Source organism: Citrobacter freundii complex sp. CFNIH2, from assembly GCF_002880615.1.
Classification (GTDB): domain Bacteria; phylum Pseudomonadota; class Gammaproteobacteria; order Enterobacterales; family Enterobacteriaceae; genus Citrobacter_A; species Citrobacter_A amalonaticus_F.
Genome location: NZ_CP025757.1, coordinates 2,505,292 through 2,529,920, shown reverse-complemented (window position 1 = coordinate 2,529,920; position 24,629 = coordinate 2,505,292). Strand labels below are relative to the sequence as shown.

The 24,629-nt window shown below is 53.8% G+C and carries 24 protein-coding genes and 1 other annotated feature; of the genes, 14 read left to right on the top strand and 10 right to left on the bottom strand.

Annotation, left to right across the window (positions count from 1 at the left end; all coding sequences use genetic code 11):
* The first annotated feature begins 301 nt into the window (after nucleotides 1-301).
* Both WM46_RS12495 and WM46_RS12490 read left to right on the top strand, forming a co-directional pair.
* Nucleotides 302-553 (top strand): hypothetical protein, encoded by a 252-nt coding sequence (locus WM46_RS12495; protein WP_061076654.1) that lies wholly within the window; start codon nucleotides 302-304, stop codon nucleotides 551-553.
* Nucleotides 550-768, top strand: coding sequence for a hypothetical protein (locus WM46_RS12490; protein WP_043001564.1), 219 nt, complete (start codon nucleotides 550-552; stop codon nucleotides 766-768). Before WM46_RS12495 ends, WM46_RS12490 begins: the two co-directional genes overlap by 4 nt.
* On the opposite strand, the gene WM46_RS12485 is transcribed toward WM46_RS12490, so the two are convergent.
* On the bottom strand, nucleotides 765-2,192 hold the full coding sequence (locus tag WM46_RS12485; protein ID WP_102602417.1) for a PLP-dependent aminotransferase family protein: 1,428 nt from the start codon (nucleotides 2,190-2,192) through the stop codon (nucleotides 765-767). The two genes, WM46_RS12490 and WM46_RS12485, sit on opposite strands and share 4 nt — an antisense overlap.
* Nucleotides 2,193-2,276: 84 nt before the next feature.
* Between WM46_RS12485 and WM46_RS12480 the strand changes: the two genes are divergently transcribed.
* Nucleotides 2,277-2,873, top strand: coding sequence for a YczE/YyaS/YitT family protein (locus WM46_RS12480; protein WP_102602416.1), 597 nt, complete (start codon nucleotides 2,277-2,279; stop codon nucleotides 2,871-2,873).
* An 82-nt stretch (nucleotides 2,874-2,955) separates the two neighbouring features.
* On the top strand, nucleotides 2,956-3,309 hold the full coding sequence (locus WM46_RS12475; protein ID WP_061076656.1) for a DUF1428 domain-containing protein: 354 nt from the start codon (nucleotides 2,956-2,958) through the stop codon (nucleotides 3,307-3,309).
* 39 nt (nucleotides 3,310-3,348) lie between these two features.
* On the opposite strand, the gene WM46_RS12470 is transcribed toward WM46_RS12475, so the two are convergent.
* Nucleotides 3,349-4,899 (bottom strand): EAL domain-containing protein, encoded by a 1,551-nt coding sequence (locus tag WM46_RS12470; RefSeq protein ID WP_061076657.1) that lies wholly within the window; start codon nucleotides 4,897-4,899, stop codon nucleotides 3,349-3,351.
* 222 nt (nucleotides 4,900-5,121) lie between these two features.
* Here WM46_RS12470 and ykgO point away from each other — a divergent pair, with 222 nt between their 5' ends.
* Nucleotides 5,122-5,262, top strand: a complete 141-nt coding sequence (gene ykgO, locus WM46_RS12465; RefSeq protein ID WP_003859006.1) for a type B 50S ribosomal protein L36 — start codon at nucleotides 5,122-5,124, stop codon at nucleotides 5,260-5,262.
* Between the two features lie 49 nt (nucleotides 5,263-5,311).
* On the opposite strand, the gene WM46_RS12460 is transcribed toward ykgO, so the two are convergent.
* The 6 genes from WM46_RS12460 to acrA form a co-directional block, all read right to left on the bottom strand.
* Nucleotides 5,312-5,782, bottom strand: coding sequence for a YlaC family protein (locus WM46_RS12460; protein ID WP_102602415.1), 471 nt, complete (start codon nucleotides 5,780-5,782; stop codon nucleotides 5,312-5,314).
* A 113-nt stretch (nucleotides 5,783-5,895) separates the two neighbouring features.
* Nucleotides 5,896-6,447 carry a maltose O-acetyltransferase gene (maa, locus tag WM46_RS12455; protein ID WP_102602414.1) on the bottom strand — a complete coding sequence of 184 codons (552 nt, stop codon included), beginning with the start codon at nucleotides 6,445-6,447 and terminating at the stop codon, nucleotides 5,896-5,898.
* Nucleotides 6,448-6,623: 176 nt separating this feature from the next.
* On the bottom strand, nucleotides 6,624-6,842 hold the full coding sequence (locus WM46_RS12450) for an HHA domain-containing protein (RefSeq protein WP_001280991.1): 219 nt from the start codon (nucleotides 6,840-6,842) through the stop codon (nucleotides 6,624-6,626).
* Between the two features lie 27 nt (nucleotides 6,843-6,869).
* Nucleotides 6,870-7,244 carry an Hha toxicity modulator TomB gene (gene tomB, locus WM46_RS12445; protein WP_042324455.1) on the bottom strand — a complete coding sequence of 125 codons (375 nt, stop codon included), beginning with the start codon at nucleotides 7,242-7,244 and terminating at the stop codon, nucleotides 6,870-6,872.
* 512 nt (nucleotides 7,245-7,756) lie between these two features.
* A complete protein-coding gene (gene acrB / locus WM46_RS12440; protein ID WP_061076660.1) occupies nucleotides 7,757-10,906 on the bottom strand; it encodes an efflux RND transporter permease AcrB in 3,150 nt (1,049 codons plus the stop codon).
* Nucleotides 10,907-10,928: 22 nt separating this feature from the next.
* Nucleotides 10,929-12,122 (bottom strand): multidrug efflux RND transporter periplasmic adaptor subunit AcrA, encoded by a 1,194-nt coding sequence (gene acrA / locus WM46_RS12435; RefSeq protein WP_061076661.1) that lies wholly within the window; start codon nucleotides 12,120-12,122, stop codon nucleotides 10,929-10,931.
* A gap of 141 nt (nucleotides 12,123-12,263) precedes the next feature.
* On the opposite strand from acrA, the gene acrR reads away from it, so the two are divergent.
* Together acrR and mscK are read left to right on the top strand one after the other, a co-directional pair.
* Nucleotides 12,264-12,917: a multidrug efflux transporter transcriptional repressor AcrR gene (acrR, locus tag WM46_RS12430; protein WP_061076662.1), complete on the top strand. Its 654-nt coding sequence runs from the start codon at nucleotides 12,264-12,266 to the stop codon at nucleotides 12,915-12,917.
* A gap of 119 nt (nucleotides 12,918-13,036) precedes the next feature.
* A complete protein-coding gene (gene mscK / locus WM46_RS12420; protein WP_102602413.1) occupies nucleotides 13,037-16,396 on the top strand; it encodes a mechanosensitive channel MscK in 3,360 nt (1,119 codons plus the stop codon).
* 118 nt (nucleotides 16,397-16,514) lie between these two features.
* Here mscK and rsmS read toward each other — a convergent pair whose 3' ends face one another.
* Together rsmS and priC are read right to left on the bottom strand one after the other, a co-directional pair.
* Nucleotides 16,515-16,676, bottom strand: a complete 162-nt coding sequence (gene rsmS, locus WM46_RS12415; RefSeq protein WP_061076664.1) for a pleiotropic regulatory protein RsmS — start codon at nucleotides 16,674-16,676, stop codon at nucleotides 16,515-16,517.
* Nucleotides 16,677-16,690: 14 nt separating this feature from the next.
* A complete protein-coding gene (priC, locus tag WM46_RS12410; protein WP_187394487.1) occupies nucleotides 16,691-17,218 on the bottom strand; it encodes a primosomal replication protein N'' in 528 nt (175 codons plus the stop codon).
* A 69-nt stretch (nucleotides 17,219-17,287) separates the two neighbouring features.
* Between priC and WM46_RS12405 the strand changes: the two genes are divergently transcribed.
* The 7 genes from WM46_RS12405 to adk all read left to right on the top strand — a co-directional run bounded on the left by WM46_RS12405 (nucleotide 17,288) and on the right by adk (nucleotide 24,475).
* Nucleotides 17,288-17,665 carry a DUF454 family protein gene (locus WM46_RS12405; RefSeq protein ID WP_042324439.1) on the top strand — a complete coding sequence of 126 codons (378 nt, stop codon included), beginning with the start codon at nucleotides 17,288-17,290 and terminating at the stop codon, nucleotides 17,663-17,665.
* A 261-nt stretch (nucleotides 17,666-17,926) separates the two neighbouring features.
* A complete protein-coding gene (gene apt / locus WM46_RS12400) occupies nucleotides 17,927-18,478 on the top strand; it encodes an adenine phosphoribosyltransferase (RefSeq protein ID WP_061076667.1) in 552 nt (183 codons plus the stop codon).
* Nucleotides 18,479-18,686: 208 nt separating this feature from the next.
* A complete protein-coding gene (dnaX, locus tag WM46_RS12390; RefSeq protein ID WP_102602411.1) occupies nucleotides 18,687-20,615 on the top strand; it encodes a DNA polymerase III subunit gamma/tau in 1,929 nt (642 codons plus the stop codon).
* Nucleotides 19,948-20,012 (top strand) — a sequence feature (DnaX frameshifting element). (Overlaps the previous gene by 65 nt.)
* Nucleotides 20,616-20,668: 53 nt before the next feature.
* On the top strand, nucleotides 20,669-20,998 hold the full coding sequence (locus WM46_RS12385; RefSeq protein ID WP_001515903.1) for a YbaB/EbfC family nucleoid-associated protein: 330 nt from the start codon (nucleotides 20,669-20,671) through the stop codon (nucleotides 20,996-20,998).
* Entirely contained in the window at nucleotides 20,998-21,603 is a 606-nt protein-coding gene (recR, locus tag WM46_RS12380; RefSeq protein WP_061076669.1) for a recombination mediator RecR, read from the top strand. The genes WM46_RS12385 and recR overlap by 1 nt, the downstream gene beginning before the upstream one ends.
* A gap of 110 nt (nucleotides 21,604-21,713) precedes the next feature.
* Nucleotides 21,714-23,588, top strand: a complete 1,875-nt coding sequence (gene htpG / locus WM46_RS12375) for a molecular chaperone HtpG (protein WP_061076670.1) — start codon at nucleotides 21,714-21,716, stop codon at nucleotides 23,586-23,588.
* A gap of 242 nt (nucleotides 23,589-23,830) precedes the next feature.
* Nucleotides 23,831-24,475, top strand: a complete 645-nt coding sequence (gene adk / locus WM46_RS12365; protein WP_102602410.1) for an adenylate kinase — start codon at nucleotides 23,831-23,833, stop codon at nucleotides 24,473-24,475.
* Nucleotides 24,476-24,629 lie beyond the last annotated feature (154 nt).

Sequence of the window (24,629 nt, the reverse complement as noted above, 5' to 3'; positions counted from 1 at the left end):
TGCTGGACGGTACTATCGAGAGTGGTACAGTACTGTTGTAGTACTACCACTATAACCAATTGATTAACCAACACAATTTAGTACTAATGGCTGATGGCAGGGCCCCCACCCATTTGTGCCATCCGGCATCACATCTTCGTTTTTCTTCTTGTCGTTGTCATAGTTTTGTCATTTTTTTGTCATCAAATGCTGGCAGAGTGTTTTTGGGATGTTAAATCCTGGCGCTCAATTCTCTTATCACGCCATGGCGATCCTGTCGTCGCCGGAACCGTGCTTTTGCCTGTCCACAAGGATCCTTACGATGGCTACTGCAGTACTGAATGTCAAAATTGATGAGACGTTAAAAGAAAAACTGCGTCATTACGCTGAACTGAATAATGAGAATTTAAGCATCACGACAGAAAAACTGCTGCTGATTGCCTTCGACGTTGCGGCAGAGGCGGGGGTCTCGGCTGGCGATATCGATAGCCAACACACGGAAGAGTCGTTTGTTGAGCCACTGACTCCTAAAGAAATCAAAGCATTGCGCAGACTACTGAAGAAGAAAAAATGAAACAGCAAACGCTCTCTATCGCCAGTAACTATGGCGAAGCCTGTGAACTGCTCCGCTCGGGTTATGTTAAGCATGTTTGTCTGAGCTGGAACGTCGGCAGCGATGAATTTTTTCGCATTGCCTCAGACTGGTGTGATGCTGGCGCCAAAATAAAGAAAGAGGGCGATAACTTTGTGATTTCCCTCAAGGGTTTTCCGGTTCCTCGTCAGCATTAAATAATCTTACGCACCTTACCGCTGCCGGACTGCAGACGCAGTGTTTCCCAGATCGGTTCCAGGGTGTTAAATGCCGCGCGCAGAGGCTCTTCCGGCAAGGCAAACGGCATACGTAAGAAACGATCAAACGCCCCCGCGAGCCCAAAGCGGGTGCCTGTTCCGAGTTGAATCCCGACGCTTTCCGCCCGCGTGGCGAAAAGCGTCGCCAGCGTATCCGGTAGTTCTACCCAGAAGGATAATCCGCCCTGTGGTTGCTGATAGCGCCACTCGGGAAAGTGCCTGCGCATCAGCGTGTCACAGAGTGCGCGCCGCGCGGCGAGCTGTTGTCTGCGCTGCGGCAAAAATGAATCGGCATTATCCAGTAGCCACGTGGTGGCAAGTTGTTCGATGATCGGCGAGCCCAAATCGACCGTATCCCGCGTTTGCACCAGCGCGGCGATAGTTCGAGATGGCGCACGCACCCAGCCCAGACGCAATCCTCCCCAGAAGCTCTTGCCGGCCGAACCCAGCATAATTACCGGGGCGTCGCGGTGATACGCCGCCAGCGGCGGTGGCGGCGGGGCGTCGTACCAGAGGTTCACCATCGTTTCGTCAATCACCAGCGTTGTACGTGTGCGGGCAGCGATATCCGCGATGACTTGCCGCATCTCATCATCCATACACCGCCCGGTGGGATTGTGAAAATCCGGCATCAGATAGGCTATTCTCGGTGAGGTCTGGGCGATGGTTGCTGCCAGTCCGGCTGTATCCCAGCCCTGTTCGGGTAATGACACGCCCACCGGTCGACAGGAGGCGCCCTGAATGGCTGCAATCGCCAGCGGGTACGTCGGATGATCGACCACTACCCGATCGCCGGGGCCGGTCAATAAGCGCAGGATCAGCGCCAGACCACTGACCGCGCCGTTGACCACCATGATGTCATCCGCCGTTGTCGGAAGGCCTCGCGCACAGTAATGACGGGCGAGCGATTCACGTAAGCAGAGTAATCCCTGCGGTTGATAGCCCGACGTCAGCAAATGTGGTGGCATCGCAACCAGCGCCTGTTGATACGCCTGATGGATTTCAGGCCCCGCACTGAGGGCGGCGGTGGAGAGATCCAACGCCATCGTGGTACCGGTGCGCGTCGGTACTTCGCGGATATGACCCGGCAAAACCACGCGCGACCCACTGCCGTGCCGACTCTCCAGATATCCCTCTTCCCGCAATTGCGCCAGCGCGCTGGCCACGGTGGTCCGGCTGACGTCGAGTACCGTAGCCAGTTCGCGTTCTCCGGGCAAACGGCTGTCGAGCGCCAGGCGCCCGTCGAGGATCAGCAGACGCAACGCTTCTGCCAGTTGCCGCCAGAGCGGGGTCCTTGCGGCGCTGTCCTGCCAGTGCCCAAGCAGGCGCTGGAGAGATTGACTTCCATAACGACGTGATGACATTGCAGTCCACTTTTTCAAAACTGGTCATTAATCATAGTGCCAATTACAGCGATGATGAAGGCTATCTGAACGGGGAGGGTGAAAATGGGGCGTCGTCTGGTTCAACTTTATTTTGGGTTGGCGCTGTATGGGGTATCCACCGCGATGTTTGTGCGCGCGGATTTAGGTACCGATCCGTGGAACGTGTTCCATCTGGGGCTGGCGAATCTGTTGTCGATGAAGATTGGTGTGGTGATGATTATTGTCGGTGCGCTGGTCCTTTTGCTGTGGATCCCCCTGCGTCAACGTCCTGGACTGGGCACCCTCAGTAACGTGATTGTGATCGGACTTGCCGCCGATGCCGCGCTGGCGGTGATGCCGGCGTTTTCCTCCCTCGTCGTGCGTAGCCTTATGCTGGTGGCGGCCGTGGTGGTGAACGCCCTGGCGACGGGGATGTACATTGGTGCGGGTTTTGGCGCCGGGCCGAGAGACGGTCTGATGACCGGTATTCACGCCCGCACGGGATGGTCGGTGCGTACGATTCGAACGGCGATTGAAGTTTCTGTTTTACTGAGTGGTTGGCTGCTCGGCGGTACGCTTGGCGTCGGAACCGTGCTGTATGCGCTGGCGATTGGGCCGCTGATCCAGATCTGCCTGCCGTGGTTTCGCTACAAACCCCGGGCGCGGATTCAGACGGCATAGACCGGAGAGGACGACTAAACTTATTCACGACTGACGCGGCTGGAATTGGCTTGTCGCGCGGTGGACTTCGGAGGTTTTTCTCATGAAGTACGTGGATGGATTTGTCCTTGCCGTACCTGCCGAAAACAAGGAGGCTTATAAGGCGATGGCGGCAAAAGCAGCACCGCTGTTCAAGGAATTTGGCGCGCTCCGCATTGTGGAATGCTGGGCCGAGGATGTGCCCGATGGCAAACTCACCGATTTTCGTATGGCGGTGAAAGCCGAGGAGCACGAAGAAGTGGTATTCAGCTGGATTGAATACCCGTCGAAAGAGGTGCGGGATGCGGCGAATCAGAAGATGATGACCGATCCGCGCATGAAAGCGTTCGGCGAGTCGATGCCGTTTGATGGTAAACGCATGATTTACGGCGGATTCTCACCCATTATCGACGACTAGCGTGACTGGCTGTGCGGCGTGCCGCCAGCCATCTCCGCGTTATAAGCGTTTTTCCGCCCACAGAATAAATGCTTCTTTGGGCAGCGCTTTGCTGTAAAGCCAGCCCTGCCCGTAGTGGACGCCGTGCTGGCGCAGCCAGTCTTCCTGATTAGCCGTTTCAATCCCTTCCGCCACCATTTTCAGCTTCAGTGTTTTGGCCATTTCGATGATATGCGGCGTCACGTTTTTGTACTCCAGGGCATCGACAAACGATTTGTCGATTTTCAGGATATCCACGTCCAGATTCTGCAAATAGCTGAGGCTCGAATAGCCGGTGCCAAAATCATCAATATAGATAGCATGTCCCGCCTTACGGTAGCGGGCGACAATGGGTGAACTGGTTTTCGGATCGGCAAATCCCCGTTCCGTCAGTTCCAGAGCTATCTGTGAGGGGGCAAGCTGATACCGGTTAAGCAGTTTACTGAGCAACGTCGGGAGCTTTTCTGAGGCGAGATCCGCCGCTTCAATATTAATGGAAATATGCTGTTCGGGATGCTGCTTCAGCCATTGCCCCATATCCTCAAACACCGTTTCGATAATTAAACGAGTGAGTGGTTCGGTAAGCCCGGTCTGTTCGGCCAGGGGGATAAAAATGTCGGGTGACAGGTAGCTGCCGTCGGTTTGCGGCCAGCGTGCCAGCGCTTCAGCCCCGACGATTTTCCCGGTGGATAACGAAATAATGGGCTGGTAGTGAACCTTAATATCCCGGTTATTGATGGCATCCTGCAATCGGTGATGGGGAGACTGGAGACGGCGCAGAATGCGAAGAATAAAGGCGGCGGCCAGCAGACCGATCAGCGTGCCGGCGGGAACCCAGATCAGCGCCTGCCGGTACCAAATTTTTTGTAGTGGGAGGGTCGACGCCCAACTGACAATGGTAATGCCCATCTCCGGGAAAGGGCGAATTTCATAAATAATGCCATGGCTTTCCAGGTGGCGAGGCGTGGTTTCCTGAGTAAATTGCAGAATATTCGGTGCGAGCGCGCTGCTGCTGGCAATGACGGTATTGTGTTTTACGCCAATAATCGCGACATCGATCTGCCAGGCGCCAAAAGGAACCACGTCGATAAAAGAGGCGGGATCAATCATCACGATATAGTCGCCATAGCCCAGTGCTGCCATGTAGCGCTCAATCCCCAGATCGTTATGCGCGGTAAACCAGGCGCGGTAGCCATCGTTAGTGATTTTCATGGGCGGAGGGAAGGCCGAAGTATAACTTTCCTGTTCCAGGGATGAGCAAACCGGCATGTTGTTGCGCAGATACAGCACTTCCTGGACATAACGATAGCTGAAGGAGAGTCTCCGCATCGCCAGTAAGTGTTCACGCGAGCAAGGCGCGCTATTCACGGCGCTAATCTGCTGCAATGCCTGTTTTGCCTGGGCCACCACGCGTTCAGTACGTTCAGAAACGCGCGATGAGTAGGTATCCAGTTCCTCGATGAATTTCTTCTCGACCTGGCGATGAGCGAGCCAAACACTCAAACCGACCGGAACCAACACGGCGAGGATAAGCACTCCTGTCACCAGACTGACCAGATGTCGTGTTCTCACGCAAATATCCTTAATAACGCATTGTAGAGAAAGTATATCCGATCGGGAAAAAAGCCCTGTAAATGATGTCGTTAATCTGCTGGTTTTTTTGAGGGGAGTGTGAGTTTTCGCCATCTGCACAGCGAAAAAACGGGCGTTAATGCAGAAAGGATTGAACAGTCGAGCGTTCAGCGATAAAATCATGTTATGTTATAACATAATTTTTAAGGCGATGAGGATACCATGCAGGTCTTGAATTCATTACGTAGCGCAAAGCAGCGCCATCCGGACTGTCAGATCGTAAAACGGAAAGGGCGTTTATATGTGATTTGTAAGAGCAACCCGCGTTTTAAAGCGGTCCAGGGAAGGAAAAAACGGCGTTAGGGAGAAGGGAGCCGGATAGAGAGAAAGTCTATCCGGCAACACCAATCGGTTATGGCGTGGCTTCCGCGCGGGCAAGGGTGAAGATATCGTAAAACGACAGTTCGCCCTTACGCGTCAACATCTTCTGTAATTGCGCTTTGCGTTCATCGTCAACACGCGGGGAGTGAAGGATGGTGCTGATCAGCGCGGAAGGCACAAACCGGGTGTTGTACCATTCGCCGTTGTAACACACTCTGAAATCCAGCACGTCGATATCTTCATAGCGATAGCGCGGGGCGACATCAAAAAAGAAAAAACCGTTGAGGATGACAAACAGCACCACCAGCAGCCAGACGGAGTCGACCAGCGTTTCTGATTGCAGCATGACTGCCAGCGTGGCAAACCATGCAACATACATCCCAATAAACAAACCAGGATGTTTGCGAATAAAGCTGATGCTAAAGCGGGGCTTATTATCGCGCTTCTCACGCACGTTCAGTTCGTCGATGGTTTCAGTGAGCAGGCGTTGTATTTCTGTCATTTTTTGCCTTCGTGATTTCGCTACTTACAGGGGAACGCCCTATTTTAAGTGGGCGATTAGCGTGAAAAAAGTAACAGATTAATCACAATTTAGCATAACAGTTACAATTCTATTTACAGTGTTTTAATAATCCGTGCCGGATTACCGCCCACCACGACGTTGGCCGGTACGCTTTTGGTCACGACGGCGCCGGAGGCAACCACCACATTGTCACCAATGCTGACGCCGGGATTAATGACCGCACGCCCACCAATCCAGACATTATTACCAATCGTGACGGGTTTGCCGAATTCCAGTCCGCTATTGCGCTCTGTCGCATCCAGCGGGTGCGTGGCGGTATAGATATGCACGCCGGGAGCCAGCATGCAGTTATCACCAATATGAATGGGGCAGACGTCAAGCATGACGCAGTCGAAGTTGGCGTAAAATGCTTTACCCAGGAAGATATTGTAACCGTAGTCACAACGGAATGGCGGCTCGATGTAAGGCCGGTCGCACTGGCCTAACAGGGCGTGGAGAATAGCCAGTCGTTCGGCCTTTTCATCCGGGGCGGTGTGATTGTAGCGGTGAACAAACCGACGTGCCTGCAATCGGTCATGGCGCAGGGTCTCATCTGCCGGGTGATACCGTTCACCCGCTATCATTTTCCGCTTCTCTTCACTCATTCTACGCTCTCTGACGGTTCACCGGTGAGGCAATACAGTAGAGGGTCTGCGCTAACCAGGGAACGATCCCTGAGCTATACCGTGACAGAAATCACAATAGTCATGCTATTGTTATTGCAAATAAGATAAAGGTCCTCCAGGAAAACGTCCGTATTTCCTGATGTTCAGTAATCAAATTAACGAATGAATTTCCAGACGGAGGAGGGGATCTTGTCGTAAAGTTTATTCATCGTCAATTCTGCGAGACGGTGATCGGCGGCTGAGTAAAATACAGCCAGTTCATTGTCAGATAATTCATATTTATTTTTCTCGATCACGCGCTCAAGCGTGTCAATTGTCTGACAGCGTCGCAAACGCATCAAATAATCAGTTTTAGTTAATGGTTTATCGGACATAAATCTTACCTATGATTGTAATAATTTTTAACAAGACAAACTAACAGGATTAGCTCTGGTGGCATTCACAAAGCAGCGGAACAAGCGATTACCTGATTTCCGCCATTTCTGCAGATCCTGCGCATTAATGCCATAACTGCTGAACAACATAAATGTGTCGTCCAGATATTCATCAATCTGCTCAATCAGCTTATTGTCCTCATTATACTTAATTTTATAATTAAGTGCGAAGGTTGCAATATGCTCTATCAGTTCGTTGAGTTGAAGGTTGATCGCCGAGGTTGGGTCGTTAACCCAGCCATGATTGCTTTCTTCAAGGTTTGCAAGACAGTCGTGATAAAGCGTTTCACAAAGAAATTTAAGCTGCGCTATATCATGTCTTTTGGGTGAGTATTCATCCATAACGCATCCCCTTCTTAGTGGCTTGAACTAACCGAACACCTTTCGGGATGGGTACAACTAACTGACCTGGTACTTGCCTTCTACGCTTGATGATTTAACTATAATCTACTCTAAAAAAGATTTCATCGCTATATTACGAAAAATTACAATTAATGTAATACGAAAGAAAGTGAAGGTTTGTAGATTTTTCTCATTATAGCATGCCGACAACCCATTCCGGAATGAGATAATTACGTGATTATTTTGAAATTCATCAGATTATCTTCTCTTTCCATCCTCTTCGCTTACCTCTGGCACGAAACCAGAAACGGATGCTCCCCAGGAATTGTCTTAATAATGAGTTATTAAGCAGGGAATAAGCCATAAGCCAAATGGCCAGAAATAGCCTTCATCCTCTTGTGGATTATAACCTTTATTATCCACAACCAAAAGTCAACAATGTATCAATAAGCCCTTTTGCTGATTTCATTCGAAAAAAAAGGCCGCTTGCGCGGCCTTTTATCAGATGAGCATCAGCGATGTTCTACGGAATGGCTGTGTTCAATATCTTCACTTTTCCGGCTGAAGCGGCGGCGTACCACCACAAAGAAGACCGGGACGAAGAAGATAGCCAGAACCGTTGCGGTGACCATCCCGCCCATTACGCCAGTACCTACGGCGTTCTGTGCGCCGGAACCGGCACCGGAGCTGATAACCAGTGGCATAACGCCCAGAATGAACGCCAGAGAGGTCATGAGGATCGGACGTAAACGCATACGAACCGCATCCAGCGTTGCTTCAATCAGGCCTTTGCCCTCTTTATCCATCAGATCTTTGGCGAATTCGACGATCAGTATCGCGTTCTTCGCCGACAACCCAATGGTTGTGAGCAGGCCCACCTGGAAGTAAACGTCGTTGGTCAGGCCGCGGAAAGTGGCCGCCAACAGCGCACCAATAACCCCCAGCGGAACCACCAGCATAACGGAGAACGGAATAGACCAGCTCTCATACAACGCCGCCAGACACAGGAAGACGACGATCAGTGAGATGGCATACAGGGCAGGGGCCTGGTTACCGGACAGCCGTTCCTGGTAGGACATCCCCGTCCAGTCGTAGCCGATACCGGATGGCAGCTTACTGGCCAACTGCTCCATCATCGCCATCGCTTCACCGGTACTCTTACCCGGTGCCGCCTGACCTAAGATCTCCATAGAAGGCAGACCGTTATAGCGTTCCAGACGCGGTGAACCGTATTCCCAGCGTGAGGACGAGAAGGCGGAGAACGGCACCATCTGACCATCGCTGCCGCGCACATACCAGTTACCGATATCTTCCGGCAACATACGGTATTTGGCTTCGGACATGACGTAAACTTTCTTCACACGACCACGGTCGATAAAGTCGTTCACATAGCTTCCGCCCCATGCGGCACCCAGCGTGGTATTAATGTCGCTAATGGAAACACCCAGCGCCTGTGCTTTTTCCTGGTCGATATCAATCTTGAACTGCGGCGTATCTTCCAGACCGTTCGGACGAACGCCGACCAGCAGATCCGGATGTTTTGCCACTTCGCCGAACAACTGGTTACGCGCCTGGGTCAGTTTGTCGTGACCGAGTCCCGCCTGGTCAATCAACTGGAAGTCAAAACCGGTCGCGGTACCCAGTTCCACAATCGCGGGCAGGTTAAAGGCGAATACCATGGCGTCTTTAATCTGTGAGAAGGCGGCAGAAGCGCGTTGGGTAATGGCTTCAACCTTGTTCTCTTCGCCCGGACGATCAGCCCAGTCTTTCAACGAGACGAACGCGATACCGGTGTTCTGACCACGACCTGCAAAGCCGAAGCCGTTAACCGCAAACACCGATTCAACGTTGCTCTTCTCTTTGGTAAGGAAGTAATCGGTCATCTCATCAAGCACTTTCTGCGTACGTTCCTGGGTCGCACCCGCAGGCAACTGGGCCATGCTGAGGAATACGCCCTGGTCTTCGTCCGGCAGGAAGGAGCTTGGCAGACGGACGAACAGGAACGCCATGCCGACCACGATGATCAGATACAGCAGCAGATAACGACCGGTGCTGCGCAGAATATTACCCACGCTGTCGGTGTAATGGTGCGTGCTCTTATCGAACATGCGGTTAAACCAGCCGAAGAAGCCTTTTTTGCCTTCACCGTGGTCGCCTTTGGCAACCGGTTTAAGCATGGTGGCGCACAGCGCCGGCGTCAGGATTAACGCAACCAGTACGGACAGCGCCATTGCGGACACAATGGTGATGGAGAACTGACGATAAATCGCACCGGTAGATCCACCAAAGAAGGCCATCGGGATAAATACCGCAGACAGCACCATCGCGATACCCACCAGTGCGCCCTGAATCTGGCCCATGGATTTACGCGTGGCTTCCTTCGGCGGTAGCCCCTCTTCGGACATAACACGTTCGACGTTCTCGACCACCACGATGGCGTCATCCACCAACAGGCCGATGGCGAGCACCATCCCGAACATCGTCAGGGTGTTTATCGAGAAGCCAAAAGCGGCAAGTACCGCAAAGGTCCCCAACAGAACGACCGGCACCGCAATGGTCGGGATCAGCGTCGCGCGGAAGTTCTGCAGGAACAGATACATCACGAGGAACACGAGGATGATCGCTTCCGCCAGCGTTTTCACCACTTCGTGAATAGAGATTTTCACGAACGGGGTGGTGTCATACGGGTAAACGATTTTCAGACCTGACGGGAAGAACGGTTCCATCTTCACCAGTTCAGCACGGATCGCCGCGGCGGTATCCAGCGCGTTCGCACCGGTTGCCAGTTTGATCCCCAGGCCGGAGGCCGGTTTACCGTTGAACTTCGCGATGATGTCGTAGTTCTCGCCGCCCAGTTCAACTTTCGCGACGTCGCGCAGACGAACCTGAGAGCCATCCTGGTTCACTTTCAGCAGGATTTTGCCGAACTCGTCGGTTGACGTCAGACGGGTCTGGGCAATAATCGATGCGTTAAGCTGCTGGCCTTTCACCGGCGGCGTACCGCCTAACTGACCGGCTGCGACCTGGGCGTTCTGCGCTTTGATGGCCGCAATGACATCAACCGGGGTTAACTGATACTTGTTGAGTTCGGTCGGGTCCATCCAGATACGCATCGCATACTGCGAACCAAACAGCTGAACGTCACCTACGCCGGAAGTACGGCTGATGGTGTCTTTCATGTTGGCGGCGACGTAATCCGAAATATCTTCCTGCGTCATGGTGCCGTCGGTATTGATAACCCCGACAACCATCAGGAAGCTACTGGACGACTTCTCAACGCTCACACCCTGTTGTTGTACTTCCTGCGGCAGCAACGGCATCGCCAGCTGCAGTTTGTTCTGCACCTGAACCTGCGCGATATCTGCATCCGTACCGGATTCAAACGTCAGGGTGATCTGCACGGTACCCGTGGAGTCACTGTTTGAGGACATGTACATCAGGTTATCGATACCGTTCATATTCTGTTCGATAACCTGCGTGACCGTATCCTGCACGGTTTTGGCATCAGCACCAGGGTAGGTTGCGGAGATCGTCACTGCGGGCGGCGCAATCGTCGGATATTGCGCGACCGGCAGCTTGAGGATCGCAAGCCCCCCTGCCAACATGATGATAATGGCGATCACCCATGCAAATATGGGGCGATCGATAAAGAAATTAGGCATGTCTTAACGGCTCCTGTTTAAGTTAAGACTTAGACTGCTCAGGCTGGCTACCGCTAGCGGCTTGCTGGTTGTTCTCTGCGGTAATCTCTTGTGCTTTCACCTGCGCACCAGGACGCACTTTCTGCAGCCCACTGATAATGACGCGTTCACCTGATTTCAGACCACTGGTCACCAGCCATTTATCGCCAATCGCTTGACTGGCCACGATTTGACGGCTTTCCACTTTGTCATCAGCGCCCACAACCAGCACGGTTGCATCACCGCGCGGCGTACGGGTCACGCCTTGTTGTGGTACCAGTAACGCAGTAGGGTTGGTTCCTTCTTCCAGACGCGCGCGAACAAACATTCCCGGCAGTAAAGTGTGATCCGGGTTAGGGAAGACGGCGCGGATGGTGATAGAACCGGTGGTCTGATCGACGGTCACGTCTGAAAACTCAAGCGTACCGGTCTGCGGGAATTTGATGCCATCGCTGGTCACCAGCTCGACTTTCGCCTTGCCGTTTTCCTGCTTCAACGTTCCGTTAGCCAGTTCTTGTTTCAGACGCAGGAAGTCGTTGCTCGACTGCGTCACGTCAACATAGATAGGATCGAGCTGCTGCACGGTTGCCAGCGCTGTCGCCTGACCGTTTTGCACCAGTGCGCCTTCCGTCACGGCAGATTTACCAATACGGCCGCTAATCGGAGAGGTCACTTTGGTGTACGCCAGGTTAATTCGCGCTGTTTCAACGGCGGCTTTCGCGGCAACGACAGCGGCATTCGCCTGTTGCGCATCGGCCAGCGCCTGATCGTAATCTTGTTGACTGATGTACTGCGTGCCCAGCAGCTTTTTATAACGGTTAACCGTTACCTGAGCGATGCTGGCAGCGGCCTGGGCTTTCGCCAGATCGCCTTTCGCGCTTTCATAAGTGGCTTGATACGTCGCAGGATCAATCTGATAGAGAGACACTCCTGCTTCGATATCACTACCTTCCTCGAAATTACGCTTCAGGATAATCCCGCTTACCTGAGGACGAACTTCCGCAATACGGAAAGCACTGGTGCGACCCGGGAGTTCAGTTGTGATCTGTAGAGGTTCGGTTTTGAGCGTCACAACCCCAACTTCTGGCATCTGCTGGCCCCCTTGTTGGGCCTGTTTGTCGTCACATCCTGTAAGCGCTAAGCTGCCTGAGAGCATCAGAACGACCGCCAGAGGCGTAAACCCTCTGTTTTTGTTCATATGTAAACCTCGAGTGTCCGATTTCAAATTGATCAATGGTCAAAAGTCCACAAACCCATTGCTGCGTTTATATTATCGTCGTGCTATGGTACATACATCCATAAATGTATGTAAATCTAACACCTGTAAATTCACCGACATATGGCACGAAAAACCAAACAACAAGCGCAGGAAACACGACAACACATCCTGGATGTAGCGCTACGGTTGTTCTCGCAACAAGGGGTATCTTCCACCTCGCTGGCGGAGATTGCAAAAGCCGCTGGCGTTACTCGCGGTGCAATCTATTGGCATTTCAAAAACAAGTCGGATTTATTTAGTGAAATCTGGGAACTATCAGAATCCAGTATTGGTGAGCTTGAGACTGAGTATCAGGCAAAATTCCCCGACGATCCACTATCAGTGTTAAGAGAAATACTCGTTCATCTCCTTGAATCTACCGTGACAGAAGAACGGCGACGTTTATTGATGGAGATTATATTCCACAAATGTGAATTTGTGGGAGAAATGACTATAGTTCAGCAGGCGCAAAGAAACATCTGTCTCGAAAGCTATGATCGGATCGAACAAACGTTAGCGCATTGTATTCATTCAAAAATGTTGCCTGCAAATTTGATTACGCGGCGGGCGGCGGTGATCATGCGCGCCATGATTTCAGGTCTGATGGAAAACTGGCTTTTTGCTCCACAATCGTTTGATCTCAAAAAAGAAGCGCGGGATTACGTCGCCGTGTTGCTGGAAATGTTAACATTTTGCCCCACGCTACAGTCGACGGGGCCTGACGCCGTGTCCTGACGCCACTCCAGGAATTATCCTGGACGGTTTCGCTGCCGCTATTCTGTCTGACAGAGCCGTGATATTCTTGCTCGTTGACTATTTTCGGTCGTCTTTTCGGTTCAGAAACCTTCATTCACATGACTATGTTGCAGCTCTATAAACGTGCACAGCACCTCGTTTTTATCACGGTGGCTGTTTTCATCTTAATGCTGTCCTGCCAGTCTTTGGCGCTTGCCCGCGCGTCGTCAAACAGCGATCTGCCGTCGAAGGCGGAGGTGCAAAGCCAACTGGATACGCTCAATAAGCAAAAAGACCTTTCCGCGCAGGATAAACTGGTTCAGCAGGATCTCGTCGAGACCATCGCAACGCTGGAGAAAATCGAGCGGGTAAAAGACGAGACGACGCAGCTCCGTCAGCGCGTGGCGCAGGCGCCGGAAAAAATGCGTCAGGCGACAGAGGCCCTGAATGCCCTCAGCGATGTGGATAATGATGATGAAACGCGTAAGACGCTCAGTACGCTTTCATTACGCCAGTTAGAACTGCGCGTGGCGCAGGTACTGGATGATTTGCAGAACGCGCAAAACGATCTCGCCACCTATAACAGCCAGTTGGTCTCCCTGCAAACGCAGCCCGAACGCGTACAAAATGCGATGTATACGGCTTCTCAGCAGCTTCAGCAGATCCGCAACCGACTGGACGGCACCAACGTGGGCGAAGCGGCGTTGCGACCGACTCAGCAGGTGCTTTTACAGGCCCAGCAAACGTTACTGAACGCCCAGATCGATCAACAGCGTAAAAGCCTGGAAGGCAATACGGTGTTGCAGGACACTCTGCAAAAGCAGCGCGATTATGTCACCGCAAACAGCAACCGGCTCGAGCATCAGATGCAGTTGCTGCAGGAAGCGGTCAACAGTAAGCGTCTGACCTTAACGGAAAAAACGGCGCAGGAGGCCATTTCACCGGATGAAACCGCGCGGATCCAGGCCAATCCGTTGGTCAAACAGGAGCTGGAAATCAATCATCAGCTCAGCCAGCGCCTGATCACCGCGACGGAAAATGGCAACTCGCTGATGCAGCAAAACATCAAAGTCAAAAACTGGCTGGACCGTGCGCTGCAATCCGAACGCAATATTAAAGAACAAATCGCAGTGCTGAAGGGCAGCCTGCTGCTGTCGCGTATTCTCTATCAGCAGCAGCAAACGCTGCCGTCGGCGGATGAACTCTCTGACATGACTAACCGCATTGCGGACCTGCGTCTGGAGCAGTTCGAAATTAACCAACAGCGTGACGCGTTGTTCCAGAACGATGCCTTCGTGGCTAAGCTGGAAGAAGGTCACAGCAACGAAGTCAATGACGAAGTCCACGATGCGCTGTTGCAGGTTGTCGATATGCGCCGTGAACTGCTGGACCAGCTTAATAAGCAGTTGGGCAATCAGCTCATGATGGCCATTAACCTGCAAATTAATCAGCAGCAGTTAATGAGCGTCTCGAAAAGCCTGAAAGAGATCCTGACCCAGCAAATCTTCTGGGTAAACAGCAACCGACCAATGGACTGGGACTGGATCAAAGCCTTCCCGCAGTCGCTGAAAGATCAGTTCAAGTCGATGAAAATCACGGTGAACTGGGAAAAAGCGTGGCCGGCGGTGTTTATCGCCTTCCTGGCCGGGCTGCCGCTACTGCTGATTGCCGGGCTGATTCGCTGGCGTCTGAAGTGGCTGAAAGCCTGGCAGCAGAAACTCGCCGCCGCGGTGGGGTCGCTGCGCAATGACAGTCAGCTAAACACACCGAAAGCGATTCTGATCGATCTGATCCGTGCGCTGCCGGTGTGCCTGCTGATTCTGGCTGTCGGCCTGATTTTGCTGACCATGCAGTTAAACATCAGCGATCTGCTGTGGGCATTCAGTAAAAAACTGGCTATCTTCTGGCTGGTCTTCGGACTGTGCTGGAAAGTGCTCGAAAAAGACGGGGTGGCGATTCGCCATTTCGGTATGCCTGCGCAACTGACCAGCCACTGGCGTCGCCAGATTGTGCGCATCAGCCTGGCGCTACTGCCACTCCACTTCTGGTCCGTCGCGGCAGAGCTTTCTCCGCTGCATCTGATGGACGATGTGCTGGGGCAGGCGATGATTTTCCTCAACCTGCTGCTGATCGCGTTTCTGGTGTGGCCGATGTGCCGTGAAAGCTGGCGTGATAAAGAGTCGCATGGCCTGCGCCTGGTGACGATCACCATCCTGTCAATCATCCCGATTGCGCTAATGGTGCTGACGGCAACCGGCTACTTCTACACCACGCTGCGCCTGTCGGGCCGCTGGATTGAGACCGTTTATCTGGTCATCATCTGGAACCTGCTGTATCAGACGGTGCTGCGCGGTTTAAGCGTCGCGGCGCGGCGTATCGCCTGGCGTCGTGCGCTGGCGCGTCGTCAGAATCTGGTGAAAGAGGGGGCCGAAGGGGCGGAACCGCAGGAAGAACCAACCATCGCGCTGGAGCAGGTGAACCAGCAAACATTACGCATTACGATGCTGCTGATGGTTTCACTGTTTGCGGTGGTGTTCTGGGCGATTTGGTCCGATCTGATCACCGTGTTCAGCTATCTCGACAGCATTACGCTCTGGCACTATAACGGCACCGAAGCGGGCGCGGCGGTAGTGAAAAGCGTGACGATGGGCAGCCTGCTGTTTGCCATTATCGCTTCGATGGTGGCCTGGGCGTTGATCCGCAACCTGCCGGGTCTGCTGGAAGTGCTGGTGCTGTCGCGCCTCAAAATGCGCCAGGGCGCATCGTATGCCATTACCACGATCCTGAACTACATCATCATTGCCGTCGGGGCAATGACGGTCTTCGGTTCGCTCGGCGTGTCGTGGGATAAACTGCAGTGGCTGGCGGCGGCCTTATCGGTCGGTCTCGGTTTCGGTTTGCAGGAGATCTTCGGTAACTTTGTCTCGGGTTTGATCATTTTGTTCGAACGCCCGGTGCGGATCGGCGATACGGTGACGATCGGCACGTTCTCCGGTACCGTCAGCAAGATCCGTATCCGCGCGACCACCATTACCGATTTCGATCGTAAAGAGGTGATCATCCCGAACAAGGCGTTTGTAACCGAGCGCCTGATCAACTGGTCGCTGTCTGATACCACCACTCGTCTGGTGATCCGCCTCGGCGTGGCTTACGGTTCGGATCTGGATAAAGTGAAGAAAGTCCTGCTTCAGGCCGCGATGGAGCATCCGAAAGTGATGCACGATCCCGAGCCAGCGGTGTTCTTCACCACCTTCGGTGCCAGCACCCTGGATCACGAACTGCGTCTGTACGTGCGTGAGCTGCGCGATCGTAGCCACACGGTTGATGAACTGAACCGGTCAATCGATCGTCTGTGTCGCGAAAATAACATTGATATCGCCTTTAACCAGCTTGAAGTGCATCTGCGCAACGAGAAGGGCGATGAAGTTACAGAGGTTAAACGCGAGATCAAAGGCGACGATCCGGCGCCTGCGGTTTAATCAAACGATCGCATGCCTGATGGCGTCACTTGCGTCTTATCCGGCCTACAACACAGGGTAATATCCAATACCCGCTCAGAAATGTAGGCCTGATAAGCGCAGCGCCATCAGGCAAAACTCAATCCGGTTTGTCAGCCGTCTGAGCCACTTTTTTTTCATAGTCCCGCTTAACCATTTCCAGCGCTTTCAAAACGGTAGCCGGGGCGACATTGTTTTCTTCCAGCAACACAATCAAATCGACGGCCAGTTTGACCTCATCCGGGGCGTTTTCAAGTGACATAGCGTCTCCAGGGATTAGCGGGTTAAACGCGCCAGGACACGTTCAATATTGTCCAGCGCCTTACGACAGCGCACCAGACGACCTTCATAGATTTCTACTTCGCGTTGCAGCGTTTGTTGTTCGTCCAGGCGGGTGACCTGAGCCAGTCGCGCTTTGCGTTGCGCGGTCATTTCCTGCAGGCGTCGCTCAAATTCCTGATGCTGGATGCGTCTGCGCTGCCAGTGTGCCAGACCCGGCGAGGCGCTGTCCCATTCCCGCAGTGACCAACTGGCGGTCTCGCGGGAGATCGCTTCCAGTTGCGACGCCAGATGTTCCGCCAGCCAGGCAACTTGCGGCAATTGCTGTTGTTCAACCGCCTGACGTAGCGCCTGAAGGTGGCCTTCAGCTTCCTCCAGACAGGCCTGGAGCAGGGTACTGCGTGTCTGAAAAAGATGGCGATCGAAGCGGGCGCTGATCGTGGCATGCTGCGCTACCGGCGCGCAGCGTTGGCGCAGGAGGGCGAGCTGATCTTCCAGCTTTTGCAGCAGCATGGCGGTTTTCAATGTAACACTCCGATGAAAATGATAACTGTTATGCTAAAGTAGCGTTCTGGTTTGCGATATGCCTTTATTATGCAACGAATCCTTTTAATCATCACGGGTTGGCTGGCAGTTGTATTGGGGACGCTGGGCGTCGTGTTGCCTGTACTGCCGACGACACCGTTTATTCTGCTGGCTGCCTGGTGCTTTGCCCGCTCATCGCCGCGTTTCCATGACTGGTTACTCTACCGCTCGTGGTTTGGCAGTTATTTGCGATTCTGGCAGAAATATAAGGCTATGCCGCCGGGCGTTAAGCCCCGCGCGATCGTAATGATCCTCATCACCTTCGCCGTATCGCTGTGGTTGACCCCGATGTGGTGGGTGCGGATCCTGCTGCTGGTGATCCTGGTTTGCCTGCTGATATTTATGTGGCGAATACCAGTGATTGACGAAAAGCAACAAAAGCACTGAAGTGCAATAATCGCGGTTGCAATTGCAAGCGGTAGCCAGTAAATTCGACCGTTTTCGAGCACAGGCGCGCCGGGTCAAATTAATGTTGGCCTTCTATATACACACTATCCTTCAAGGTGCATCGAGGCGGCAACTGAATGAATCCCTGGCTTACATCAGTAAGTGACCGGGATGAATGAAGGCAGCCAACAAAGAGGCAGCCTGAAGGATGAAGTGTATAGTGCGCCGTGAAGTAACACCGTATTAATCAGGCACAAACTTATGACCGCAACTGCACAGCAGCTTGAGTTTCTCAAAAATAGCATTAAAAGCATTCAGGACTACCCGAAACCGGGCATTCTTTTCCGTGATGTCACCAGCTTACTGGAAGATCCGAAAGCTTACGCGCTCAGCATCGAATTGCTGGTTGAGCGTTACAAAAATGCAGGCATCACCAAAGTTGTCGGTACCGAAGCACGCGGCTTTCTGTTTGGTGCGCCGGTAGCGTTGGGTCTGGGCGTTGGCTTTGTGCCGGTGCGTAAACCGCGCAAACTGCCGCGTGAAACGATCGCTGAGAGCTACGAACTGGAATACGGCACCGATCAACTGGAAATCCACGTTGATGCGATCCACGCCGGTGATAAAGTGCTGGTGGTTGACGATCTGCTGGCAACCGGCGGGACGATTGAAGCGACCGTGAAACTGATCCGTCGTCTGGGCGGCGAAGTGACCGATGCCGCGTTCATCATCAACCTGTTTGACCTCGGCGGCGAGCAGCGCCTGGCGCAGCAGGGCATCAACTGCTACAGCCTGGTTCCATTCCCGGGACACTGATTCAGGCTATCTTATTTGCCATTTTGGCCCCGGTCAGTGCTCGAAATCCTCACGTACTGTCAGTACGCTCCGGTTTTTGCGCGCTGTCCGTCACCAAACTGGCTGCAACGATGTCGCCTGAATATCACCTCTCAACCTCGCTGAATGTGCGAGGTTGTGTTAGCATTCCCCCCTATGAATCCACCTTCCAGCGTTTCAGAGCCAGCCAATGAGTTATCAGGTTTTAGCCCGAAAATGGCGCCCACAAACCTTTGCTGACGTCGTCGGCCAGGAACATGTGCTGACCGCACTGGCGAACGGCTTGTCGTTAGGGCGTATTCACCATGCATATCTATTTTCCGGTACCCGGGGTGTCGGTAAAACCTCCATTGCCCGTCTGCTGGCAAAGGGACTGAATTGCGAAACCGGCATTACCGCCACGCCGTGCGGCGTGTGTGATAACTGCCGCGAAATTGAGCAGGGGCGATTTGTCGATCTGATTGAGATCGATGCCGCCTCGCGCACCAAAGTCGAAGACACCCGGGACCTGCTGGATAACGTCCAGTACGCACCGGCGCGCGGTCGATTCAAAGTTTATCTGATCGACGAAGTGCATATGCTGTCTCGCCACAGTTTTAACGCGCTGCTCAAAACGCTTGAGGAGCCGCCGTCGCACGTCAAATTCCTGCTGGCGACAACCGATCCGCAGAAGCTGCCGGTGACCATTCTGTCCCGCTGCCTGCAGTTCCATCTTAAGGCGCTGGATGTCGACCAGATTCGCCATCAGCTTGAACATATTCTTAACGAAGAGCAGATCGCCCACGAGCCGCGTGCGCTGCAACTGCTTTCCCGTGCGGCCGACGGCAGTCTGCGTGACGCATTGAGTCTGACCGATCAGGCGATAGCCAGCGGTGACGGCCAGGTATCCACCCAGGCGGTGAGCGCGATGCTCGGCACGCTGGATGACGATCAGGCGCTGTCGCTGGTGGAGGCGGTAATCGCCGCCGACGGCGAACGGGTGATGACGCTGGTCAACGAGGCTGCGGCGCGGGGAATCGAGTGGGAAGCGCTGCTGGTCGAAATGCTGGGTCTGCTGCACCGTATTGCGCTGGTCCAGTTGTCTCCTGCCGCACTTGGCAGCGACATGGCGACGATCGAAGTGCGCATGCGTGAACTGGCGCGCACTGTGCCGCCGGCGGACGTTCAGCTCTATTACCAGACGTTATTGATTGGCCGTAAAGAACTGCCGTACGCGCCAGACAGACGCATGGGCGTTGAAATGACCTTACTGCGGGCGCTGGCGTTTCATCCGCGTATGCCGTTACCAGAACCCGAGGTTCCGCGACAATCGTTTGCCCCTGTCGCGCCAACGGCGGTAATGTCGCCGACCCAGGTGTCGCAGCAGTCTGCGCCTGCGCAACCATCTCCGACAGCGCCGCTGCCGGAATCCACCAGTCAGGTGCTGGCGGCGCGCAATCAACTGCAACGTGCGCAGGGAGCAACCAAAGCAAAAAAGAGTGAACCGGCAGCCGCACCCCGCGCGCGGCCGGTGAATAACGCTGCGCTGGAAAGACTGGCTTCGGTATCAGAACGCGTGCAGGCTCGACCTGCGCCGTCTGCGCTCGAACAGGCTCCGGCGAAGAAAGAAGCCTATCGCTGGAAGGCGACCACGCCGGTTGCTGAAGTGAAAGAGGTGGTGGCGACGCCGAAGGCGCTGAAGAAAGCGCTGGAGCATGAGAAAACGCCGGAACTGGCTGCTAAGCTGGCCGCAGAAGCGATTGAACGCGATCCGTGGGCGGCGCAGGTCAGTCAGCTCTCGCTGCCCAAACTGGTTGAGCAGGTCGCGCTCAATGCCTGGAAAGAAGAGAACGGCAATGCGGTCTGTCTGCATTTGCGTTCCAGCCAGCGTCACCTGAATTCCAGCGGTGCGCAGCAAAAGTTGGCGGAAGCACTGAGTCAGCTTGCGGGATCAACGGTTGAACTGACCATCGTAGAAGATGATAATCCGGCGGTGCGAACGCCGCTGGAATGGCGTCAGGCGATTTATGAAGAGAAACTTGCGCAGGCGCGCGAGTCGATAGTTGCGGATAACAACATCCAGACCCTGCGTCGATTCTTCGATGCGGATCTGGATGAAGAGAGTATCCGCCCCATTTGATCGTAAGCGACGCTTATGATTGTCATCCCTTAACGTGATTGAGAGAGAAGCCTATGTTTGGTAAAGGCGGTCTGGGTAACCTGATGAAGCAGGCCCAGCAGATGCAGGAAAAAATGCAGCAGATGCAGGAAGAAATCGCCAAGCTGGAAGTGACCGGTGAATCCGGCGCGGGTCTGGTGAAAGTGACCATCAACGGCGCGCATAACTGCCGTCGCGTGGAGATCGACCCAAGCCTGCTCGAAGATGACAAAGAGATGCTGGAAGATCTGGTTGCTGCTGCATTTAACGATGCTGCCCGTCGCATTGAAGAGACCCAGAAAGAGAAAATGGCCTCTGTTTCCTCCGGTATGCAACTGCCGCCAGGCTTTAAGATGCCGTTCTGATGCAAACCAGCCCGCTGTTAACTCAGCTTATGGAAGCACTGCGCTGCCTGCCGGGCGTAGGCCCGAAGTCGGCGCAGCGCATGGCGTTTACGCTGCTTCAGCGTGACCGCAGCGGCGGGATGCGTCTGGCGCAAGCGCTCACCCGGGCGATGTCGGAAATCGGTCACTGCGCCGATTGCCGCACCTTCACCGAGCAGGAAGTCTGCAATATCTGTTCGAACCCGCGTCGCCAGGAAAACGGCCAGATTTGCGTGGTCGAGAGCCCGGCGGATATCTACGCTATCGAGCAGACCGGGCAGTTTTCCGGGCGCTACTTCGTGCTGATGGGGCATTTGTCGCCGCTCGACGGCATCGGGCCGGATGACATCGGTCTCGACAGACTTGAGCAGCGCCTGTCCTCTGAGCAACTCAGTGAAGTGATCCTCGCGACCAACCCGACGGTCGAAGGGGAAGCCACAGCGAACTACATTGCTGAACTCTGCGCGCAATATGGCGTTGACGCCAGCCGTATCGCCCACGGCGTGCCGGTCGGTGGTGAGCTGGAGATGGTGGACGGCACCACGCTGTCGCATTCTCTGGCAGGACGCCACAAGATTAAATTCTGACCAAACGGAGGCTGCGCTCGCGGCCTCCGCTTGAAATCCTTCCCGCTTGTCCCCATTTCACCTTCAACGTGTTTTTACCATTGAAAATGGCATTGTTGAGGTAGATCTACATGAAAGGACAAGAAACTCGTGGTTTTCAGTCAGAAGTAAAACAGCTTCTGCACCTGATGATCCATTCTCTGTATTCCAATAAAGAAATCTTCCTGCGTGAGCTTATCTCTAACGCCTCTGATGCGGCAGACAAGCTGCGTTTTCGCGCGCTGTCGAACCCGGACCTCTATGAAGGCGACGGTGAACTGCGCGTACGCGTCTCCTTCGATAAAGATAAGCGTACGTTGACCATCGCCGATAACGGCGTGGGGATGAACCGTGATGACGTGATCGATCATCTGGGGACCATCGCGAAGTCCGGGACCAAATCCTTCCTTGAATCCATGGGCTCCGATCAGGCGAAAGACAGTCAACTGATTGGTCAGTTTGGCGTAGGCTTCTATTCGGCGTTTATCGTCGCGGATAAAGTGACGGTCCGCACTCGCGCCGCAGGCGACAAGCCGGAGAACGGCGTGTTCTGGGAGTCGGCGGGCGAAGGTGAATACACCGTTGCTGATATCACCAAAGACGATCGCGGAACGGAAATCACCCTGCATCTGCGTGAAGGCGAAGACGAGTTCCTTGACGACTGGCGCGTACGTTCCATCATCAGCAAATATTCCGACCATATCGCATTGCCGGTTGAGATTGAAAAACAGGAAGAAAAAGACGGCGAAACCGTCGTTTCCTGGGAGAAAATCAACAAGGCGCAGGCGCTGTGGACCCGTAACAAGTCAGAAATCAAAGACGACGAGTACAACGAGTTTTACAAACATATCGCGCACGATTTTACCGATCCGCTGACCTGGAGCCACAACCGCGTAGAAGGGAAGCAGGAGTACACCAGCCTGCTGTACATCCCGTCGCAGGCGCCGTGGGACATGTGGAACCGCGATCACAAACACGGCCTGAAGCTGTACGTCCAGCGCGTCTTTATCATGGATGACGCCGAGCAGTTCATGCCGAACTATCTGCGTTTCGTGCGAGGGCTTATCGACTCTAACGATCTGCCGCTGAACGTCTCGCGTGAGATCCTGCAAGACAGTAGCGTTACCCGCAACCTGCGTAGCGCACTGACCAAGCGCGTATTACAGATGCTGGAAAAACTGGCGAAAGATGACGCGGAAAAATACCAGACGTTCTGGCAGCAGTTTGGTCTGGTGATGAAAGAAGGGCCGGCGGAAGATCACGCTAACCAGGAAACCATCGCCAAACTGATGCGTTTCGCGTCGACGCATACCGACTCTTCTGCGCAGACCGTCTCTCTGGAAGACTACGTCTCCCGCATGAAAGAAGGGCAGGAGAAGATTTACTACATCACTGCAGACAGCTACGCGGCGGCGAAGAGCAGCCCGCATCTGGAACTGTTGCGTAAGAAAGGCATCGAAGTGCTGCTGCTTTCCGATCGCATTGATGAGTGGATGATGAACTACCTGACCGAGTTCGACGGTAAGGCATTCCAGTCCGTCGCCAAAGCGGACGAGTCTATCGACAAGCTGGCCGATGAGGTTGATGAAAGCGCGAAAGAAGCGGAAAAAGCGCTGACACCGTTTGTTGAGCGCGTGAAAAACCTGCTGGGCGACCGGGTGAAAGACGTACGTCTGACGCACCGTCTGACCGATACGCCGGCGATTGTCACCACCGACGCGGATGAAATGAGCACCCAGATGGCAAAACTGTTTGCCGCAGCGGGCCAGAACGTGCCGGAAGTGAAATATATCTTTGAACTCAACCCGGACCACGTACTGGTGAAACGCACGGCGGATACCCAGGATGAAGCGCAATTCAACGAGTGGGTTGAACTGCTGCTGGATCAGGCGTTGTTTGCCGAGCGCGGCACGCTCGAAGATCCAAACCAGTTCATTCGTCGTATGAACCAGTTGTTGGTTTCCTGATAACCGCCATGTGAATGCCGGATGGCGACGCGTTAGCGTCTTATCCGGCCTACATTGATATATTCTGTCCAGGCTGGATGGGCGTTATCGCCATCTGGCCTTTCTTTTAATCGCCTCTCTTTTCTAAATTTTCCCTCATTAACCGTTTCAGCGCAGGGCGCCTTCCTTGAGACAAATGCGTGATGGTGGTATCGTTTAGCGCTTTTTTAAAAATATCGACAACCTTTAAGGGGATTTTCGTAATGCGTATCATTCTGCTTGGCGCTCCGGGCGCGGGTAAAGGAACTCAGGCTCAGTTCATCATGGAGAAGTATGGTATTCCGCAAATCTCCACCGGTGATATGCTGCGTGCCGCCGTGAAATCTGGCTCCGAGCTGGGCAAACAAGCGAAAGACATCATGGACTCCGGCAAGCTGGTGACGGATGAGCTGGTGATCGCGCTGGTAAAAGAGCGTATCGCGCAGGAAGATTGCCGTAACGGTTTTCTGTTAGATGGTTTCCCGCGCACGATTCCGCAGGCAGACGCCATGAAAGAAGCCGGTATCGTGGTGGATTATGTTCTCGAATTCGACGTACCGGATGAGCTGATCGTTGACCGTATCGTCGGTCGTCGCGTGCACGCTGCCTCTGGCCGCGTTTACCACATCAAATTCAACCCGCCTAAGGTTGAAGGTAAAGACGACGTGACCGGTGAAGAGCTGACCACCCGTAAAGACGACCAGGAAGAGACCGTGCGTAAGCGTCTGGTGGAATACCATCAGATGACGGCGCCGCTGATTGGCTACTACCAGAAAGAAGCGGCAGCAGGTAACACCCAATACGCGAAAGTTGACGGGACGCAGGCCGTTGCTGACGTGCGCGCTGCTCTGGAAAAAATCCTCGGCTAAGTTTTTCGTGTCGTGAACCTTTTATCAGGCCTGCCATTATCTTGTAGGCCTGATAAGCGCAGCGCCATCAGGCAAATTCTCGTCATACCTCTCACAGCAATTAGTTCTTCTTATTCGCTTTTCCGCTACAATTATCAACAATTTGAATCGATAA